Origin of the sequence: Candidatus Gromoviella agglomerans (assembly GCF_021065005.1) — a bacterium.
Lineage (GTDB): Bacteria > Pseudomonadota > Alphaproteobacteria > CAJXXZ01.
On the sequence record NZ_CP069247.1, the window covers coordinates 1 to 21,491 of the forward strand.

The following is a 21,491-nucleotide window of genomic DNA, read 5'->3' on the forward strand; positions in this document are numbered from 1 at the left end:
ATGAGTAGTGAAATTTCTAATGTGAATTATTCTGAAGAATTTGATGATATTGAGATAACAGATGTATGTAAAATGGGATGGGTTGCAGTGAATCGCTTGCTGCACAAAGAGTTTGGTCCTGAAATTTCGCGATGTTGGTTTGATCAGCTCTTTGTAGGAGAGGTTGCTGGTAAGAAATTTCTTTTTGCTTCTACTCCGTTCGTGAAAGACTGGGTTTCTTCGTATTATATTGATAAAATAACAGACATGCTAAGTAGTGTTGGACTGTGCATAGATGGATTTAAAATCAAAAGTCAACTTTCTAAAGAGAATGATGTTAGTGGTCCCGTTGCACTTGATCTATCATTGGTTAAATCGAAAAATCTGAACTTAAAATATTCATTTGATTCCTTTATAGTTGGAAAATCAAATGAACTTGCATACGCTGCAGCTAAGCGTGTTGCGGAAGAAGATGCAGTATACAATCCTTTGTTTTTTTGTGGCAATGTTGGAATGGGTAAAACTCATCTTATGCATGCAATAGGCTTGCACGCATCAAATGAAAGAAATAAAAGAGTGTTGTATTGTACTGCTGAGACTTTTATGTATGAATTTGTTAATGCTATACGATATCAGAATGTGTTGGATTTTAAGAAAAAATTTAGAGAAGTTGATATTTTACTAATAGATGACATTCAGTTCATAGCTGATAAGGGATCAACACAAGAAGAGATGTTTCACACTTGGAATAGCTTGATGGAGCAAAATAAGCAGGTTATAGTTTCATCTGATAAATTACCATCGGAATTAAATGGAATTCCAAATAGAATAAAGTCAAGACTTGGTTCTGGATTAGTTGCCGTTGTGCATGATGCTGATTATGAGCTAAGATTGAGTTTCTTGCAGTCTAAAGTTCAGCAAAGTGATGCAAAATTTGAAGAAGGAGTGCTAGAGTTGATTGCTAACAGTTCTGTCCCTAGTGTTCGTGAATTGGAAGGTCTTTTCATTACCTTATGTGCTCAAAGTTTTGGTGCGTATGTTTCTAAGGATATGGTTTCTAATGTGCTTTTTCGTCTTGGCGGAGGAAATTTAAAGCAATTTGATATCGACGAGATTAAGAAAATTGTTGCTGATTATTATCACGTCAAGGTTACTGATATTAATGCAAAAATTAGAACTAAAGATATTGCTAAAGCCAGACAGATAGCGATGTTTTTAAGTAAAATTATGACAACGATGTCACTACCTAATATAGGTAAAAAATTTGGTGGTAGAGATCACACAACTGTTTTGCATGCGGTGAAAAGTATAACAGAATTGATGAATAAAGATGGAGATATAAAAAATGATATTAGAATCCTTAAAGCAAAATTGATGAAATAATTCATATTTATGTGAGCAAAATTGCAGCAAAGTTATGATGTTTTGGTAAATATTTAATCTATTTCTCATCAGTGAAAACCTTTTCAAAAATAGTGATTTTTTATACAATCTAAGTATTTTTTTATTTGATTTTATTATAAATTTTCGTTGAATTTTAATTGACTGTTTATTTCTATTCACAAATCAAGAAATTTCTTGCATAATCTATCGAGTTTTTCAATAAACGTACATGCATATAAAATTGAGGAAGTCCCAATTTTTAAAAGTGTTGAGTCACCAAAGTGCGGTCGTGAATAAAAGATCCACTGTTCCAATATTATCTCATGGAGTGCTCAATGTGATAAGTGATTCATGCGAGGTTATTGGCACGGATTTGGACATTTGCCTTTTGGAAACTATGGAATGTGAGGTTATATCAGGTGGAGTATGTACTTTCCCTGTTCATATGCTTTGTGAAACCGTTAAGAGGCTAGATGAGGATAATCCTATTGAAGTGAAATTTTCAAAAAAGAGTCTTGAAGTGACTTCTGGTGCATCAAATTTTGTTTTTGATGTTTTATCTGTAGATGGATTCCCATTAGATTATGCTAATTTTAGGAACTTATTTGCTATTTCTGATTCAGAATTGTCTTTTTCAATTAATCGATTAGATTTGTTATCTCTGATAAATAGAACACATTTTTGTATGTCACTTGAAGAGACTAGATATGCTATAAATGGTATATATTTTCATTTTAAGGATGGTAAGTTTTTTGCAGTTGCAACTGATGGACATCGTTTGGCTGTGTCTAGTGTTTTGCTAGATGTTCAGGTACTTCCATCTGAAGGAGTTATTGTCCATCGAAAGACTATAATTGAAGTTAGAAGAATTTTGCTCGAATCAGTATGTGAAAATGTCAAAGTTAAGATTTTGAATGGTCAGATAGTGTTTATAGTTGATGATCTGATTTTTGTATCCAAGGTAATAGATGCTAAATTTCCTGATTATGTGAGGATTATTCCTAATAGAATTGGAGAAAATATGCGTTCAGTTGAATTGAAGAGCAGAGATTTAGCTAATTCAATTATGAAGATATCAAGTGTGTCTGAGGAAAAAAATAAGATCATAAAGATGAAATTTCAGCCTGATGGTAATGTAAACATGTTGTATAATGATGCTCTTGTGTCTGCTGAAGATGTAGTGAAAATTGTATCAAGTGATATCTCATCTGTTGTGAGAATTGGTTTTAATGCACGATATGTACTTGATGTAGCGATGAATTCTGCAAATGAGACAATTAAGATTACTTTTAATGAATCTTCATCTGACGCTGCTGTGGTGTTTGATTGTTTTGAAAATGCTTTTAGTGTACTCATGCCTGTAAGATTATCTTCATAGTTTTATGTCTATTAAAAGGTTGTTATTAACTAAGTATCGTAATTATTGTAATCTCGATTTGAAATTTAACAGTTTGTGTGTGCTCTTGTATGGAAGAAATGGAGTAGGAAAGACAAACATTCTAGAAGCAATTTCTCTACTATCATCTGGTAATGGCATTAGAGGCGATGATTTTGGAAATATGCAAAATGTTGGGTTTGTTGATTTTTGGGCTATTTTCATTGACATGATGTGTGCGCAAGATGGGAGTATAAGAGTTGGAATAGAGAAGACAAATTCTGGTAGAAAAATTAAAATTAATAGCAAAATTGCAAAGACAACTGATTGTTTGAAAATTGCGAAGATAGTGACATTTGCTCCTGGAGTTGATAGAATATTCACAGATCAAATATCAGTTAGACGGAGATTCTTTAATCTGTTGATTGCTAATTTTGATGATGAGTATGCTTCTAATTTGATAGCTTATGATAAGTATTTGAAAGAACGATCTAAAATATTGAATTTATTAAAGGATGAAAGTGCTGAGAGTTTCAGAAAATATGATAATTGGCTTGATGTTATTGAAGATAAAATGTCTGTTTTGTCCTGGAGTATAGAATTGTGCAGATTGACTTTTTGGAATAAGCTCAACAAAATGCAGTTTATGAATGATTTTCCAGCAGTGACTGTAAATCTTACTTCAAATGTCTTCGATATTGTAAGATTTGAAAGTAAATTACTTGATAATGTTGGTATATTTGATATTAGTGTTGATGATGCTGTAGCAATATTAAAGAAGACACTAAAATTTAATCGTAGGTTAGATGCAATAAAGAAAAAGACCGCATTTGGTGCGCATAGAAGCGATATTAATGCAAGTGCTTATGGAACTCAAGCAAATTTATGTTCTACTGGTCAGCAAAAAATGATTGTAGTTTCGATGCTTTTTTCTATATCAAGGCTGTACATATCTGAAGGTAAGAAGAATATTATTTTACTACTAGATGAAATTGCTGCGCATATTGATGCTTATCACCTTACGATTATTTTTGAAGAAATTGTCAAATTAATTCAATGTGGAGTGCAAGTTTTTGTTACTGCAACAGATGTTGCTTTATTTGGTGATCTTGCTGATTATCTTGCAGATGATTTTACGATGATTGATGTTGAAAAATACGTTGAGTGATTTATGTGAAGTTTCAATTGACTCAAATGATGAGTTTTATATTTTGATAAGTTAAGTTACAAATTTTGTGATTGTGTAGTACAATGTGTTCGTATGTTTATTTTGATTAAATGGATTCAGACGATATTAAGAACTCTGTAAAGTATGATGCGGATTCAATAAGAGTCTTGAAAGGTCTGGAAGCAGTAAAAAAACGTCCTGGAATGTATATAGGTAATACAGACGATGGCTCCGGATTGCATCATATGGTATATGAGGTAGTTGATAATGCGATTGATGAAGTACTTGCTGGGTATTGTAATGTAGTTACTGTTCGTATTAATACTGATAACTCAGTTACAGTGCGTGATAATGGACGAGGAATTCCTATTGATATTCACAAGGAAGAAGGTATATCTGCTGCTGAGGTTATTATGACTCAATTACATGCAGGAGGAAAGTTCGACCAAAATTCTTATAAGGTCTCTGGAGGATTACATGGAGTTGGTGTTTCTGTGGTGAACGCTTTGTCTAGTAATCTTGATTTAACGATTTGGAGAAATAATAATGAGTACAAAATATCATTTAAAGATGGATGTGCAGTATCTCCTCTCAAGTGTGTGCGTGAAAATATTAATGATCAAGGAACTCAGATTACTTTTCTTCCATCTGTTGAGATATTTGGTAATATAGTATTTGAATACTCTACGTTGCAGAAGCGCTTTCAAGAGTTGGCATTTTTAAATCCAGGCATATCTTTATCTCTTATAGATGAAAGAAGTGGTAAGAGTGATATTTTTTGTTACGAAGGTGGAGTGTCTGCATTTGTTGCTTATATAAATGAAAATTCCACTCCGTTATTTCAAAAACCAATTCTGATATGTGCACAAGATGGAAATATTATGATTGATGTTGCTATTCAGTGGTTTGATGATTATAAGGAAAAAGTACTCTGCTTTACAAATAATATTCCTCAAAATGACGGTGGAACACATTTAGCTGGGTTTAGATCAGCAGTTACGCGATCTGTTAATAATTATAACGACTCTTCTTATGTTGAAAAACAAAAATTGCAATTAATTGGTGATGATATTAGAGAAGGGTTATCTGCGATAGTTTCTGTGAAAGTCCCTGATCCTAGATTTTCTTCTCAGACAAAGGATAAATTAGTATCGACAGAAGTAAGAAATGCAGTTGAGAAAGTAGTTTTTGAAAAATTAAGTGAATGGTTTGAGGAAAATCCTACTTCAGCTAAAAAGGTCATGAATAAAGCTTACGAAGCTGCTCGTGCGAGAGAGGCAGCTAGAAAGGCAAGGAACTTGGTTAGAGGTAAAAAAGATTCAGAATTTAATATTTTGCCTGGAAAATTGGCAGATTGCCAAGAAAAAAATCCAGCTATGAAAGAGCTTTATATAGTAGAAGGAGATAGTGCTGGAGGATCTGCTAAACAGGCTAGAGATAGATCATGCCAGGCAATATTATCTTTACGTGGAAAGGTTTTGAATGTAGAGAAAGCACATCTTGATAAGATCATGGATGCTGAGCAAATTCGTACTCTTATATCTGCATTAGGATGTGGAATAGGTGATACTTTTGATATTGCTAGAGTTAGGTATCATAAAATCATCATTATGACTGATGCAGATGTTGATGGTAGCCATATTCGTTCGTTGTTATTAACGTTTTTTTTCCGATACATGCCTGAGTTAATTTGTAATGGGTATATTTATATTGCGCAACCGCCTTTATATGGAGTGAAAATTGGATCAAACATTACATATATTAAGAATGAAGATGCTTTGAATGAGTATATCGCGAATATTGCATCTCAAAAGGCTTTGGTAAGAAATGCCAATGAAGAATTGCTAGATATATTAGCAACTATGAGAATATGTCAAGCTTTTGATGATTTATGCTTTCGTTTGCAACTAAAAATAAAGGAAAAGGACATGATTGAGAAGATCGTTATGTCTATAAGAACAGATAATTCAGAAAGAGATGATATGCAGTATATATGTTGTGAAAGTTTGGTAAAACTATTGAATTTTAAAGTAAAATTTGTGCCTTGGTCTGTTGAATTAAATGAGAATGTATTGACAATATTTAAGATTGAGAATGGAGTAAATTACTCTTATGTTGTAGACATTAATTCACTTCGTGTATTGCATGAAAAATTGACCTTCATTAAAGAGATTTATGATGTTTTTTGCAATGGTATAACAATAGAATATGGAGAGATGATAAGAGTTAACACTCCGTATGATTTTTTGAATTACATAATTGATTGCACGACAAAGAAAATGTCAATTCAGCGGTATAAGGGATTGGGTGAGATGATGCCATCTCAATTATGGGAGACTACGCTTGATCCCAAAGCCAGGACTTTATTGAATATAAAGGTAAATGATATAGCGAAGGCAGGTGAAGTGTTAAATGTCTTGATGGGAGATGATGTTGCACCTCGAAGGATGTTTATTCAAGATAACGCTTTGAATGTGAGAAATTTAGATGTATAAGGAAATATAATTCTAATATTATTTCTCTATTAAAAATTCACGATTCATTAACTCCAAGCATACTACTATGTGCTAGTTGCGAATTATCATAAAAAATGAAAGTGAATGATATATTGAAGCTTATTTGTTCTACTGCAATATTTTCTTGCTACACATTACAATGTGATGCTATGCCGAGTAGAGATGGGGTGCAGGATACAGACATGAAAAGGAGCGTAAAGCTGTATTTTACTCAACTTAAAGATAGTTTAAGGAAGGTAAATGGATTTGATGAGTTTTTTTCTCCAATATTTAGATATGGCGATTTACGTATACCTGATACGTTTATTCAAATGTTTAGTGATGCATCTAAAGGAGACCCAATTCGTATTATATTAAGGTCAAATAAAAATTCTGCTATAGGTAATTCAATTCAAATTTTTGTACAAGTGCCTTTTAATGGTATGTATAAATATATTCCTATAAATCAATACAAGGATTTTGATGAAATGCACTCTGTAAGAGAGAATAAGAAGAATGCTCTCAGAGCAGAGTTATCAAAAAATCCTAGTATTTCTAAAGATGAAATAGAAAAAAGAGTTGCTCTGCTTGATTTTTGTGAAAGATCTGGAGTGAATTTTGACCAACTTAAATTCTCGCAAGAGAATTCTGATAAAGCATTTTCTTCTTTTCTTGGAAATACAACGATGTATGGTATATTGAAATCTATAATAGTTGACAACGATAAAGGTATTTCAACGTGTTTGAGCGAATTCGCTTCAGATGCCTATTATCTTCTTCTTAAAGAAGCTGTGATTGCATTAATGTTATCTGGGTATGAGATGCGTCAAGCAGCAAATGTTGTTAATTCGATATATAAATCTCCAGAGATTGCATCGTACAAAGATGCAGGTGGATTTTATAAAAAGTTTTCAGAAAAAATTTTAGAAAAATGTGTTTTGATGCAGCAATTTCCACGTCTACTTCCATTATATACTTTTTTGATGCAGTGTAAGGTAGCTAAGTTATCTTATACTTCTCCATTATATCCAATTCCTGTTCAATCTGTTCAACATGATGATAACCAAACACAGATAACTTCAACACAAAATACCATCAAGAGAGATTTTGATGATTATAATAATGAAATTGGAGTTCCATTTGGATTCAACGAAAATATGTTTCTTTGCAAGAAAATAGCAAATACTCCGATAGTTTTTGTATTTGATAAGTCTCTCGATATTAATCAGTTGAGTACAACCATTAAACAGTTTGTGGGTGGTGAAGCTCAAGAAGCTTTTTTGAAATCTGTGAATGAAATACACTTTGCAGATGTAAATACGCATATTAAAGGTGACGTTGGTATTGGATTAGCAGCAAAGCTTATGTTCGCGTATAAGGATAAGCCTCAGTCTCAGATATTGTCATTAAAAGGGGATCATGTGCCAGATATGCCTGCTCTTATAACCCCTATAACTGGCAATTCATCTATCGACCCAATCGCTTCTGTATTTGTTATTAGTCAAGCAGATATAGCTTCCTACTATCCTGGATTGGCTATTTTGTGTGATGTGCTATCTGTTATGAATCCTGGCACTGGACAAAAGGTATTTCAAAATAAAAAGAGCTATAATGTATTTTTGGATGTTTTTTCTCTAACTAGTTCAAATCCTCAAGATCAAGAAATCAAAGATTTTTCAAAGGAATCTGTATTTGTATATAATTTATTGACAAACATATCTGCTCTGTGGAGTAAGAATAGTGCAGTATTTGCTAAGCAAGTTCCATTTCATGCAGTTGTGTACGTCAGAGTTGATGATCCGCTAAAAGTCATGGGGGAATTGCAGAAAATACCAAACCACAAAGGTCTTCTCAAAATGCTTGATAAGGGGATTAAAGATACTCTCAGTTACGGAAATTCACTCTTGAATAAGGTTGGGCTTGGTGTTTTTCATGATATAAAGGATGTGAATCTAATGCCTGTTAATATTATTGGTGAATTTAGTGTAGAATCATCTTTTAAAGTTGACAAAAATACTGTACATAATTATATGTATGTTGTTTTAGTTGATGGAAGTAAATTCAAAGAAATACAGCAAAGTGTGATTGGAGGTGGTGTAATTAAATCAGCAATAGAATACAATGAAAAATGCTTTAGAGAGAGACTACTTAGTAAGTATAAAGATAAAGTACCTGTTGGTTCTCAGTTTTACTATTAATTAATTTAAGTTTTGATTGTTATTAATTTTCGATGAATTTTATTAAAATGTGTGTTATTTGAATTGATTTATTGAATCATTTTCTATTTATGTTAACATAATGTCTATTTCTTAGTTGAGTTTATGGCTCTTAGAATTTCGAAAAATACTTTATTATCCAGTACAGGTGCGATGCTTGAGTACTACGATTTCGTTGTGTATGGCATGATGCTTGATATCTTAAACAAATTATTTTTTGATGGCAGAATTATAAATAGTTACGTGTCTTTTGCGCTTGGTTATTTAGTCCGTCCTTTTGGTGGTCTAATATTTGGCTTAATTGCTGATACTTATGGAAGAAAGGTGTCTATGAATATTTCAGTGTTATTTGTAGCGATGTCAACATTGCTCATGGGATGCATTTATCCAGGAGAGTGGGCTTGTTGCTTGATATTGATTTTACGTGTATTGCAAGGTATTTCTTTTGCATCTGAGATGCCAAATGCTATTACTATGAGTATAGAAAGCGATGAAAATAAGGCAAATCATTCATTTGTTATTTCTGCTTCTGCTATAGGTAGTGTGAGTGCATCTTTGATGTGTTTTTATGTTTTTAGAATTTTTTCATTTGATGAGGTAATGGAATTTGGCTGGAGAATGCCTTTCATTTTTGGTGGTTGTATGTCGTTGATATTTTTCTTTGCTCGAAGATTTATTTCAGAATCTCCTGAATTTAGGATGGATTGCAGTACTCACAATCGTAGTAAGCTTATTTTTATGAAGTTAAAAACGCTCATTCGTATGTATGATAAGGTTTTATTCTCCATATTTATCATGTTATTGCCAGCTGTTATGATCATAATAAATTTGCATATTCCAGCTTTTGCTCAGGAATTTTTAATGATGGATAGAGCTTCAGTACATATGTATTCTCTGATTGGAATTGTAGTGATGATTGGATTAAATCCAGTTATCGGTGAGCTTTTTGAGTATTTTAAAAGTGCTCCATTTTTTGTGCTATTAGCATCTTTTGCTGTGTGTGTTTTTGCTTTTCAAAGCAAGAATTTACTTGTGTTTTTCATATTTTATCAGTTAATTATATCTACATCTATGATAAAATTCTCCAGTATCATTCACAGAATTTTTCCTACAGCGTTTAGAGTTACTGCTTTTTCGTTTGCTTACAATATTTCTTTTATAATAGCTGGATTTAGTCCTATTATTTTGCGAAAGATAATTGTGTGATATGATTTTTTTACATATCATTTATTGATTATTGAGTCATGCAATGAAATTGAGGAATGAGTTAAGGATTTTTGATTTGATGCTGAAAATGCCCCGAATGGCTTTGATTATTGAAAATACGATTGATTTGTCTCAAGTACAAAATGTTGTTACAGCTTATATTATTCAAAGTCGTGAGATTGTAAATAACAGTCTTGGTCAGATCTCGTTATTTCCTTTGAATGAGTCATCTATTTCTCATGTGCCAATTGATGAAGTTGATGATGTTCAAAAGGTTTATGAGAGATGCATTGGTCATAAGGATGCTGACAAAGTGTTAAGTATGATAAAAAATGGTACTTACACAGATTTTTTATTTATTGATGAAAAAGGAGAAATTACAATTGATATTGCAGTAAAAATTGTGAGTTTTTGTCAGAAATCTCCTTTATTTTTGAAAAAAAAGATTGTGATAATAAATAATTTTCAAAATATTAATACAAATGCATCAAATGCCTTATTAAAAACTATTGAAGAGCTTCATGATACTTATATGATCGTGATTACTAGTAATATTAACAAGATCTCGCAAACGATAAAATCGAGGTGTATGTATTTTTTGAGCGAATATTCATTGGAGACATATGAGAACTCATTCATCTTGGATTTAATGAGAAGTTCAAGTTCGTTTTCGCTAAAATTAGATGCGATCAAATTTTGGAATGATTATGAAAATTCGGATATGAGTGCGATTGAAGTTGGAGTTTTGAAAGTAATTCTCAAATGTTATCGTGATGGGGTCTCTGATGATGTTGGTGCGAATTTAGCTCACGTTGCTTACAATGTGATGCGAATGTGTATAAATTACAGGGATTATCGTTTAGAAAAAAGGAGTGTAATTGTCAGTATTTTGAATGAAATTGAAGGTGTATTATGCGATTGATGCTATAATTTTTGATTATGAATCTTCCAATTATGGTCACTGAGTTTTTTGAAGATATTTCCCTATGATGTGTTTGATATTTTGATTATTGCTAAATCTAATTGATTTTGATTGTGAATAAGAGTATAATCAAAACGTTGGGAGATAGTTTAGCGGTAGAACTCTCGGCTCTGGACCGAGCAACCTTGGTTCGAATCCAGGTCTCCCAGTATTTTTATAAGTACAATGTATTTTTTTTGAGCTTTGCGCAAGGTTCTATTGCGATTTTTTGTATTGGGGATACGGAATAAGAATTCGTTAATCATATAGTTATTTGTTTTGTTTCAAAATATTTGTGCATAAATTCCGAAATGTCTGCCCTCTGTGCTCGAAGTTTTGATATTGATCGTAGCTCTCACATCCAGGAGAGAATAATATGCAATACTTCAGATTTTTGCTTATTTTGCTCGATACTTTTCTCAAGATCTCTTCAAGGCTTGTTTCTATTTGCAATTCATATGCAAAATTGCCATTTGTTTGCAGTGTGTATGCAGAATTTAGATTGTTGGTCTGCAATACATCTGTAAATACATCTGTAATTTGATCTTGAGATGTAATTGATTGATACATGCGTTCTTTACACTCTCCAGTTACGTAGACGTAGCTAATGCCTTGCAAATGTATTTTTAATGATGAAAAATTCTGCTTTTTTTTGTCTCCTCCTCCAATAATGAGAATTATTGTCCTGTCATGATACTCATTTTTGCAGTATTTTATTGCAAATATTGTGGCTGCAATTGTTGTGGACTTGCTATCATTTATGCAAAGTATGTTACTTGATATATATATGAGTTCTGTTCGGTGTGGAAGCCCTTTGAAAGATTTAATTCCATCAATGATATGTTTGCTTGAAAAATTGATAGAATGTGCAATTGCCGCTGATATGAGTAATGCTTCGCTAGGTACATTTTTCGCATAGCATTCATTGACAATTGCATTGCCATTAATGTATAGAGTGCTATCTATCATGGAGTAGCCATTTGAAAGTATTTCATTTGCTGAAAATAATGTGATATTTGATGTATTGTTCATTTGTGCTAATAAATTTGTAATGTTTGCATCATTTGCACAAGTAAAAGCCTTATTAGCATACAATATCTTTGCTTTAACTTTACAGTATTCTTCCATATTATGATGAAAATCCAAGTGATTAGGTGTGATGTTTGTCAATATTCCTATATTAATTCTATGAATTGACTGAATTAGCATTAATTGAGCTGATGATATTTCTATAATGTATCCTTTTAATTTTGCATTGATTAATGCAAGAGGTGATTGGCCTATATTTCCGCAAAGTCCATAATTTTGTCCCAATATATTTTGCAGAAGTGAGGCTGTAGTAGATTTTCCGTTGCTGCCTGTGATAGCGATGATAAGGGCATTTTTATCTACTTGCTGTAAAAAAAACTCTACATCGTTGATTAATTTGCATGAGTATTTTTGTAATTTTTTTATTAATAAGTGATCAAAATTTAATCCAGGGCTAACAAACACCAAATCTGGAATGATTTTGCAATTGAAATAATTTGAGTGAATTTCACCTTCGATGGGAGTTTTACACTTATTTATGTCATCATCGTGTATGTAAATTTTAATTTTTGAAAAATGTGTACGAAAGAACTTTATAACGGACTTTCCAGTGATGCCAAGTCCTATTACCAAAATTGAGTTTACATTTCTTAGGTCTATCATTTCACGACTTTATCCACAAAAATACTGCTATTGTGCTAAAGCATAGAGATAATATAGCAAAAGTCATCACTATTTTTTCTTCAGTCCAATTATTGCATTCTAGATGATGATGTAGCGGTGACATCTTGAATACTCTTCTCTTGAGAAGATGGTATGATCCAATTTGGATCAAACTTGAAGCTAACTCGATTACGAATATAAAGCTTGCCAGTATAACGAAGAATTCGATTTTTTCGATTATACATATTAACCCCATTAATCCTCCGATTGGAAGTGCACCGCAATCTCCCATAAATATTTTTGCAGGTTTTCGATTGTAGAACCAAAATCCTATTAATCCAGCTCCGATTGCAGATGATATCCAATTTCCGCTCATGATGTAAATTGCTAGAATTACTGGTAGTGCGCTTAATGTTGCGAGTTCGTCTAATCCGTCTGTTATATTAAATGCATTAGATGCTGAAACAATTATTATTGTTGACAAAATATAGTATATATATTGATTAACTAAAATTTTTCCAAAAATTGGTAAAAAGAAAGATGGTTCTATTTTGAGAAATAATATTGATAATGCTGCTCCTACAAATTGGTGAAATATTTTGGTTAGTGCTTTTATTCCAGAATTTTTGTTACGAATCTTTGAGATATCGTCGATAAATCCTACAGCGAAATAGTAAATAGTCAGAATTCCAATAGGTATTATGTTATTGTTTATATCTTCAATTTCTTGTTGCAAAATTATTGATGCTAAAATATATGAAATGATTATTGTGCCAAGTATCATTACTCCTCCCATTGTAGGAGTTCCTTTTTTTGAGTGATGTGATAATGGCATAAATTCTTTTATGTGTTGTCTTATACTATTGCAAGATACATATTTAATGAAAGATGGATATAGAGCAAGAGATATAATGATTGGAAGTGAAAATATTAATGATGAAAACAGTAAATTGCTCGGCATTGTTACGCCATTAAACCATTACAGCAATAGTATCAAAATATCATTTTTAAACAAGTGAGTTGAAGTGAAATTTGCTTTTGAAATTGGAATTTTTGTGTACTATTATATAGTATTTTTGTTTGATTGTTGTGGATTTTGATAGATTCGATATTCCTTACAAGATTGGTTCAAAAATTGTAGTTGCAATGTCTGGTGGTGTTGATAGTTCAGTTGTTGCTTGTATTCTTCATGCTATGAAATACGAAGTTATTGGTATAACTTTAAAATTGTATGATTCAGAGAATACTTGTTCTATTCAAAAACGTTGTTGCGCTAGTCGCGATATAGATGATGCAAGGTATGTTTGTGAAAAAATAGGTATTCCTCATTATGTTATGAATTATCAATCTAAATTTAACGAATCTGTGATTGATTATTTCGTGAATTCTTACATAAAAGGAGAAACCCCTTTGCCGTGTGTAAAATGCAATCAATCTGTCAAGTTTGTAGATCTGTTAAATTGCTCGAAAAGGTTAAACGCAGATGCTCTAGCGACTGGTCATTATGTGAGAAAAGATTCAAAAAATGGTAAAGCAGAAATGCATGTTGGAGTAGATAAATCAAAAGATCAAAGTTACTTCTTATTTGGAACCACTCAAGAACAGTTGAATTTTTTGTGTTTCCCTTTGGGTATGGTTGATAAGTCTGTTACAAGAGAATATGCTAAATATTTCAATATTTCAGTTGCAAATAAACCGGATAGTCAAGATATATGCTTCGTTCCAAATGGTAATTACTCAGAATTTATATCAAAGAAACGACCAGAAGTGTTGAAGAAAGGTAATATAAAGCATATTGATGGATCTAGTTTAGGTCACCACAATGGCACTATTGCTTACACTATAGGGCAACGAAGAGGCATTGGCCTTAGTTCGAATAAACCAATGTTTGTAGTGAAAATTGATTCTGATAAAAACGAAATCACTGTCGGTGAGAGACAGCATTTGGCAAGAAATTTCGTGACAATTGGTGATATTAATTTGTTAGATTCTATTGAAAATATTTTGAAAATGAGATTGACCGTAAAAATTCGATCTAGTCATGTTCCTGTTTATGCCAAGATTTATGCTATAAAATTAGAAGATAGATCAATGATGATTGATAAGATTGATTTTTCTAGTTGTATTGATATAAAAGGATTAGTTATGAAATTCGATTTACCTGAATATGGTGTAGCTTCTGGCCAAGCGTGTGTTTTATATTGCGAAACTAGAGTACTTGGAGGTGGTTGGATTTCAAATTCTTGGTGATTTTAGAAGTGTTGAAGAAATAATATAAAATATGTATTTCAATATTTCAGTTGCAAATAAACCGGATAGTCAAGATATATGCTTCGTTCCAAATGGTAATTACTCAGAATTTATATCAAAGAAACGACCAGAAGTGTTGAAGAAAGGTAATATAAAGCATATTGATGGATCTAGTTTAGGTGAGGAATAGCTTACACGGCAAGATCATCTATGAATACACCTTTGGTGAAATTATACCCAGAAGAGGACTTGAACCTCCACAAGCAAAGCTCACTAGAACCTGAATCTAGCGCGTCTACCATTCCGCCACCTGGGCATATCGTATTGTATAAAATTAAAAATTACATTGCAATTAAATGTTAGTATTGCAGAATTTAAATTGATCGACAAAGAAAGTTGAGGTCCAATAGATTAATGCAATATGAGATTGATGTGCAATATGCAAAGTACCATTGCTCTTAAAACACGTCTATCGTATATTAAAAACAGTTCCGTGAATGTTGTTTGAAATGGAGAATATTCACTATCGTAAGTATAAAAACGAGATTATTCGATGGTGGAAGGCAATTGATAGAGTTATTTTTTCTTTGTGCATAATTTTAATATTTTCTGGTGCATTTTTCATATTTTTAAACAGTAAATATGTTGCACTGCAACACAATTGGTCTGGTATGATTTTTCTTAAGAAACATATTTTCTTTAGTTTATTGTCTATTGCAATTATTATTTTTCTTGCTTCATTGAATCAAAAAAATTTGGTGAAATTTTTATTATTTTTGTTTGTATTTACACTAGTTATGTTAGTTGCCGTTCCTTTTGTAGGAGGCAGTGTGAAGGGTGCAAAGAGATGGATATCTATAATGGGATTTTCTCTTCAGCCATCAGAATTTCTAAAGCCTACTCTACCTGTACTTACATCATACATTATTGATTTTGATAAAAAGCGCTTCTTTATTCCTTTATATCTTATCGTTTTTGGTTTTATTATTCTTCAGCCCGATTTTGGAATGACATTTATATTGCTTGCTAGCTTATTATGTCAATTATTTATCTACGGAATAAGAATGAAGTGGATTGCTATATTTTTTGCGTGCATTATAGGAATTTCGGTTGTTTCTTACTTAAGCATTTCGCATGTTAACAAAAGAGTTAATATGTTTATAAAATCATTTTCTTCGACAAAGAAGGATAAGTTTGGATCTGAATTTCAAATGTTTAAGTCATTTCAGACTATGTCGAGTGGAAAAATTACAGGGAAGGGGTTGGGCGGAGGCATAACGAAAAAGAATTTGCCTGATCTACATGCAGATTTTATATTTGCTGGCATTGCAGAAGATGGAGGATTATTACTGTGTTTGATACTGATATTAGCTTATGTTTTGATAATATTTAGAATATTTTTACTAGTTCTGAATGAAAATTCTGCAAAGAATGCTATCACTGTAGTTGGAATGTCCTCTTCTTTTATATTGCAGATTTTGATCAATTTATCATCAAACATAGGTATTATTCCACCGAAAGGAGTTACTCTACCTTTTATAAGTTATGGAGGATCATCAATGATATCATGCGCTATAATAATAGGGTCTATACTTTGTTTAACAAAAAAATCACCCTATCTGTTTAGTTTTGATATTCAATCGAGGTAAAATGAATGAAAATAAGTTAATTGTGCTTATTACTGGTGGAACTGGAGGTCATGTTTTTCCAGCGCAAGGTATAGCTGAGAGTTTGGTAAAAGATGGATATGATGTTGTGATTTTAACAGATTTTCGAGGATATAAGTTGCTTCGAAATTTTGTTAATTCATATGATATTCATAAATTTATCGATGAAAATAGCTACATAGGTGAAGGCAATTCAAATCAATGTGAAAATAGGAATGAATTTTATATTAAATTGATTAATTGTTTTGAAAATAATTTGTCTGGTCAAATTCCTAAAAATAATTCTGGAACATTACACATTAAAGTTTTTTCAGACTTATCTGGAGTGAAAGGAATAAAGCGCTATTTCCATCTCTTAAGCGGAGTATTAAAATCTAAGAAATTTTTAAAAATTCATAGGCCTTGTTGTGTCGTTAGTTTTGGAGGGTATGCTTCATTTGCTCCATCTATTGCTGCAAAAATGCTAAAAATTCCATTATTGATTCATCAATCCGATGTTGTTTTTGGAAAGGCGAATATGTTTCTATCTATTTTGGCTGATGTTGTTATGACTGGTTTTGACCCAGAAATAACTAACTTAAATTTGAATTTTTTGAAATTCTTTGGTATGAGTAGAAAAATAAAGAATATTCGAGAAAAGATAATTTGGACAGGAGTTCCTATACGAAATATATTTGACCAGTATATCAATGGTATTCCTTTCTTTGGTATGAATGAAAGTGCTAGAAAATTCAATATTTTGGTTTTAGGTGGGAGTCAAGCTGCAAAAGTGTGGAGTAAGTATCTTCCTGGTGCGATTATGCTCTTAAGTGATGAGATTAAAAATAAAATACATATAAAGCAGCATTGTCATGTGAGTGATATCGATTACTTGAAAAATCAATACTCTAAAATGAAAATTAATCATCATGTTGATATATTTATTGATGATATTGCAAAAGATATTGCTATTTCAAATGTGGTTTTTTCTAGAGCAGGTGCATCTTCTATAGCTGAATGCTCTTATTTAAATAAGCCTATGCTATTAGTACCCTACCCATTTGCATCTCAAAACCATCAGTGTGTTAATGCCTATCATTTAGTGAATCATATGTCTAGCTGGTGTATAGAAGAGTCTCAATTAAGTTCAGAATTACTAAGTGAATATATAAGAAGTTTTTTTGAAAATGCAGAAATATTGAGCACTACAGGAATGAATCTTGGCAAAATTATGCCAAATGATGCTAATGATAGAATTTTGAAAGAAATTAAAAAATATAATGGTAATGATACAAAATGTCATTCAAAAAGCATTGCTGTCAATAATAAAAAAGAATCAATAAAGGTGAATTTATTAGAGGATCCTTTTTCTCTTGGCGAAAGAGATGTGTATATTTTGGCTATTGGTGGCATTGGAATGAGTGCTGTGGCACGTGCTCTGTTTTTTGCTGGTTATAGAGTTTATGGGAGTGATATTAATGATTCTAAACTAATTAATGAGCTTTTAAGTGAAGGAGTTATAGTTTCTGTTGGCCATAATGCTGACAATATTGCGCAATCAGAAGCAAAGGTTTGCATTTTTTCTTCTGCTATAAAAAGTGATAACGTTGAATTGTGTTTTGCTCGACAACATAACATGAAATTGTTGCATAGAGCTGAAGTTTTGGCTAATATTTCTTGCAAATTTCGTGATGTGATTACGATTTCTGGTACTCATGGTAAGACTACAACGACTTCGCTATGTACGATGTTGTTTTATTACTCTGGGTTGAGTTTCATGTCTATGAACGGTGGAATTATTCAAAATTTAAAAAGCAATTTTTATCAAAATTTGTCTCTTTCGATGAGTCAGAGTTACTTTATTAATGAAGGTGATGAATCTGATGATTCTTTTATAAAATTAGATAGTGATGTTGCTGTTGTGACCAATATAGAATTAGAGCATATGGATTTTCACAAAAATGAAAATAAATTGAAGCAATCTTTTTTGAAATTCATGCTAAATGCAAGAAAAGCAGTCGTAGTTTGTGGAAATGATTCCAATGTGATGGATTTGATTCATGTTATGTCTAATTCGAGATCTGATGAAATACCATTATTTGCTGAGAATGACATTTCAAATAATGAGGATTTTATATCTCAAAATATCACTGAAATTAGGCGGAAAAAGGTGTATATCTGTTTGTCAAATTTACACTATGTGAGTAAATTCTTCGATATAGACTCTGATTTTTTTGCAGTATATGATGTCACTTTAGTCATTGCGTCTAATGTGAAGACCAAGAATTACTCTACTCAATTTGATATTATTTTATATGAAAATTTGAAAAAAAGTATAATTGAAAAACATAAGTTTGCTTTTTATGATATAAGTGATATGAAATCGTTTGTGGAATCTGCATATGATTTCAATACTCCATATGAATATCATTCTGTGAATTTGAATATGGTTGGAGAGCACAATGTAATGAATGCTTTAATGGTTGTGAGTGTTGCTCATATATATAATATTTCGTTTGATGCTATTCAGAATTCTTTGTATCTATTTGATGGAACGAAGAGGAGATTTTCTATATTAAGCAGTCTTAACAAAAAAGGCGTAACTATAATTGATGATTATGCTCACCATCCTACTGAAATAACGGCAACTATACTTGCGGCTCGACAGATTAATCAAAATAGAATCATTTCTATAATTCAGCCGCATAGATTTACCAGACTTTCAGACAATTTTGATGCTTTTGTTGCATCATGCGGATATAGTGATGTTGTTGTGATATTGCCTGTTTATTCAGCTGGTGAAATTTCTGGAGATGTGAATTCATTTGATCTATATAAAGCTCTGAAGAATCGAGATGTTGATGCTTTTTACTGCGAAAATCTTGATGCATTGAAGAAAACTCTCAACGATTTGTGCAAAAATGGTGATATCGTACTTTTTATGGGAGCTGGAAGTGTGAGTAATTATGCTGCTTCCATTTGTGATATGTGGTCGATTACTGAGTCTATATGATGTTTCTGTAGTTTATGAATACTTTGCAAGTAGTTTATCAATAACATTTATTCCATTTTTTTTGTAGTAAAACTGTTTATGTTCAGTATATGTAAAGTCCAGCAGATCTTTAAAAATTGAGAATTTTGATATTTATTGAATATGTTGTACAATGGCATTTACTAAGATATATGTGTCTATTTATGCTTAGAATGTTAGTCATTGTGATGGTTATATTTATGCTTGATTCAAGTGCAAGGACTAACAGTGTTTCAAATCAGAAATATGCTAAAGTGAAAAAATCACGAGATAATGAGAAAAATCAAGATAATAAAAATGATTTTCATTATTTGCTGTATCGTAGTATACCTAAATTTAAATATGCGCCTTATATTATTAATCAAATGCGTTTTATTCCTCAGAATCACTTTAAATATGCAAAAATTGGTTCTGCTTCATACTATTCTAATGAATGTAGAGGTTTGCCGACAGCAATAGGAGACATTTTTGATCCAATGGAAATTACGGCTGCTCACAGAACTTTGCCTATTCCTTGTTTTGTTAGAGTTACTAATCTGCAAAATGGTCGTAGCCTCATAGTTCTAGTTAATGATCGTGGCCCGTACATAAAAGGTCGAATAATTGATTTATCAAAAAGATGTGCGGAAATATTGGGATACGTAAGAAAAGGGCATGTGATGGTAAAAGTTGAGTGTCTTCCTGCTATGAGTGTTGCACTTGGGAAGATATTTGCTCTTGTGCGATCAAATGATAAGTATGCAATTGCTCTGTACAAAAAAATAAGAAAATTGGGAGTAAAAGATCTTGGTGATTAATACAGACTGAAAATTCTCAATAACTACATGAAACAACTATTGGAGAAGTGAGTTGGATTTCTTATTCATTTTGGCTCCAATAGCTAACTTTATTAATCTCTGCCCAGTTTTGAGGAAATTTTTTAAATCGCTAAATTGTATCTTTTTTCTTATCTATATTTCTTACTTTTCAAATCTTTACACGATTCATTATTTTCTTATTATCAAGCCTATCTAATTGATTTTTGAGTGAAATAATGATTTCAAAAGGAACATATCTCTCCACATATCTTGTTTTTTTGTTGGACTTCTTAGCAAATATGATGGATGAAATACGCACATTGTTATAATATCCAAATCCATAAATTGATTTTTGTAAAAAAAACACTCTCCTCTTATTTCAGTGATGGTATTATTTTGAAATTTTTTGTTCCATTTTTGAATGTGTATTTTTTTACTAATAATTTCCGAGCAGTTACTAATATTTCCGCTCATAACAGATTTTGCAGAGATGCTTCCTACTAAAATCAAAAATTTTGGAGATATAATTGATATATGCTTTTCTAAATATGGCATGCACATCTTGATCTCATCCTCTTTTGGTTGTCTGTTGTATGGAGGTCTCCAAGGAAGAATGTTTGTAATATATACATCCTGTCTTGATAATCCAATTGCTTCGATTGCTTTTTGTAGTAGCTGACCACTTTTCCCGACAAATGGCATACCTGTATTGTCCTCTTCTTCTCCTGGAGCTTCTCCTATTAGCATTACATCTGCGTTCACATTCCCATCTCCAAAAACAGTTGATTTTGCTATATATTTCAGGTCGCAATCTATATTGTGTACTATATGTTTTAGATATATAAGCTGAGAAACTTTGTCATTATCATCGAAATTTTGAACGAATATGGATTCATTTGATTTGCATTTTTGTTGATTTTCATCTAATTTAATGTTCAATTCAGAATAGCATATTGGTTCTTGAGAATTTTCTCTATTTGTGTTTTTTCTTTCAGAACTGTTGTTAAAGTTTTTGTTCATATTATTGTTTTCGCTCATATAATTTCTTGAATTCTCATTTTTATTATCATTTGCTCTTATATTATTACAATTTTTATGTTTATATTGATTTGTCAGTGTTAAATCGATATTTTCAATATCGTTATTTGTGTTATTTGTATTTTGGCTTACAATACTGCAATTTTTGTATTTGTCTTCATCACTTAAAAACCCTATTTGTATAAGCCATTCAAATTTGTGAGCAGTGCATAGTTCAGTTCTAGAGGGGAATTTTGACATATTTGCAATATAAT

At 31.7% G+C, this 21,491-nt stretch carries 14 protein-coding genes, 2 tRNA genes and 1 pseudogene; 13 read left to right on the plus strand and 4 right to left on the minus strand.

Annotated elements, in window-relative coordinates; all coding sequences use genetic code 11:
• From dnaA to Gromo_RS00040, 8 genes are all read left to right on the plus strand, one after another.
• The gene (gene dnaA / locus Gromo_RS00005) at nucleotides 1-1,362 is read left to right on the plus strand and encodes a chromosomal replication initiator protein DnaA (protein ID WP_231158915.1); all 1,362 of its coding nucleotides are present in this window, start codon (nucleotides 1-3) and stop codon (nucleotides 1,360-1,362) included.
• Between the two features lie 229 nt (nucleotides 1,363-1,591).
• The gene (gene dnaN, locus Gromo_RS00010) at nucleotides 1,592-2,740 is read left to right on the plus strand and encodes a DNA polymerase III subunit beta (protein WP_274381153.1); all 1,149 of its coding nucleotides are present in this window, start codon (nucleotides 1,592-1,594) and stop codon (nucleotides 2,738-2,740) included.
• A gap of 4 nt (nucleotides 2,741-2,744) precedes the next feature.
• Nucleotides 2,745-3,905, plus strand: a complete 1,161-nt coding sequence (gene recF / locus Gromo_RS00015) for a DNA replication/repair protein RecF (protein WP_231158917.1) — start codon at nucleotides 2,745-2,747, stop codon at nucleotides 3,903-3,905.
• Between the two features lie 110 nt (nucleotides 3,906-4,015).
• Nucleotides 4,016-6,400 (plus strand): DNA topoisomerase (ATP-hydrolyzing) subunit B, encoded by a 2,385-nt coding sequence (gene gyrB, locus Gromo_RS00020; RefSeq protein WP_231158918.1) that lies wholly within the window; start codon nucleotides 4,016-4,018, stop codon nucleotides 6,398-6,400.
• A 95-nt stretch (nucleotides 6,401-6,495) separates the two neighbouring features.
• A complete protein-coding gene (locus tag Gromo_RS00025) occupies nucleotides 6,496-8,598 on the plus strand; it encodes a hypothetical protein (protein WP_231158919.1) in 2,103 nt (700 codons plus the stop codon).
• 123 nt (nucleotides 8,599-8,721) lie between these two features.
• Nucleotides 8,722-9,822: an MFS transporter gene (locus Gromo_RS00030; protein ID WP_231158920.1), complete on the plus strand. Its 1,101-nt coding sequence runs from the start codon at nucleotides 8,722-8,724 to the stop codon at nucleotides 9,820-9,822.
• A 43-nt stretch (nucleotides 9,823-9,865) separates the two neighbouring features.
• On the plus strand, nucleotides 9,866-10,744 hold the full coding sequence (locus Gromo_RS00035) for a hypothetical protein (protein ID WP_231158921.1): 879 nt from the start codon (nucleotides 9,866-9,868) through the stop codon (nucleotides 10,742-10,744).
• 138 nt (nucleotides 10,745-10,882) lie between these two features.
• Nucleotides 10,883-10,953 (plus strand) — tRNA-Gln (locus Gromo_RS00040).
• Nucleotides 10,954-11,053: 100 nt separating this feature from the next.
• Here Gromo_RS00040 and murD read toward each other — a convergent pair.
• Complete coding sequence (gene murD, locus Gromo_RS00045; protein WP_231158922.1) at nucleotides 11,054-12,475, minus strand: UDP-N-acetylmuramoyl-L-alanine--D-glutamate ligase; 1,422 nt, start codon at nucleotides 12,473-12,475, stop codon at nucleotides 11,054-11,056.
• A 1-nt stretch (nucleotide 12,476) separates the two neighbouring features.
• Complete coding sequence (gene mraY / locus Gromo_RS00050) at nucleotides 12,477-13,436, minus strand: phospho-N-acetylmuramoyl-pentapeptide-transferase (RefSeq protein ID WP_231158923.1); 960 nt, start codon at nucleotides 13,434-13,436, stop codon at nucleotides 12,477-12,479.
• Between the two features lie 149 nt (nucleotides 13,437-13,585).
• Between mraY and mnmA the strand changes: the two genes are divergently transcribed.
• Both mnmA and Gromo_RS00060 read left to right on the plus strand, forming a co-directional pair.
• A complete protein-coding gene (gene mnmA, locus Gromo_RS00055) occupies nucleotides 13,586-14,725 on the plus strand; it encodes a tRNA 2-thiouridine(34) synthase MnmA (RefSeq protein WP_420797327.1) in 1,140 nt (379 codons plus the stop codon).
• A 37-nt stretch (nucleotides 14,726-14,762) separates the two neighbouring features.
• Nucleotides 14,763-14,909: pseudogene (locus Gromo_RS00060) on the plus strand (tRNA 2-thiouridine(34) synthase MnmA); the annotation flags it as partial.
• 50 nt (nucleotides 14,910-14,959) lie between these two features.
• Here Gromo_RS00060 and Gromo_RS00065 read toward each other — a convergent pair.
• Nucleotides 14,960-15,041: transfer RNA gene (locus Gromo_RS00065), tRNA-Leu, on the minus strand.
• A gap of 193 nt (nucleotides 15,042-15,234) precedes the next feature.
• On the opposite strand from Gromo_RS00065, the gene Gromo_RS00070 reads away from it, so the two are divergent.
• The 3 genes from Gromo_RS00070 (at nucleotide 15,235) to Gromo_RS00080 (ending at nucleotide 20,199) form a co-directional block, all read left to right on the plus strand.
• Nucleotides 15,235-16,374 carry an FtsW/RodA/SpoVE family cell cycle protein gene (locus Gromo_RS00070; protein WP_231158926.1) on the plus strand — a complete coding sequence of 380 codons (1,140 nt, stop codon included), beginning with the start codon at nucleotides 15,235-15,237 and terminating at the stop codon, nucleotides 16,372-16,374.
• A gap of 1 nt (nucleotide 16,375) precedes the next feature.
• Nucleotides 16,376-19,384, plus strand: coding sequence for a glycosyltransferase (locus Gromo_RS00075; RefSeq protein WP_231158927.1), 3,009 nt, complete (start codon nucleotides 16,376-16,378; stop codon nucleotides 19,382-19,384).
• Between the two features lie 182 nt (nucleotides 19,385-19,566).
• A complete protein-coding gene (locus Gromo_RS00080) occupies nucleotides 19,567-20,199 on the plus strand; it encodes a septal ring lytic transglycosylase RlpA family protein (RefSeq protein ID WP_231158928.1) in 633 nt (210 codons plus the stop codon).
• Nucleotides 20,200-20,412: 213 nt separating this feature from the next.
• Here the strand turns inward: Gromo_RS00080 and Gromo_RS00085 are convergent, their stop codons facing one another.
• Entirely contained in the window at nucleotides 20,413-21,477 is a 1,065-nt protein-coding gene (locus Gromo_RS00085) for a uracil-DNA glycosylase (protein ID WP_231158929.1), read from the minus strand.
• Nucleotides 21,478-21,491 lie beyond the last annotated feature (14 nt).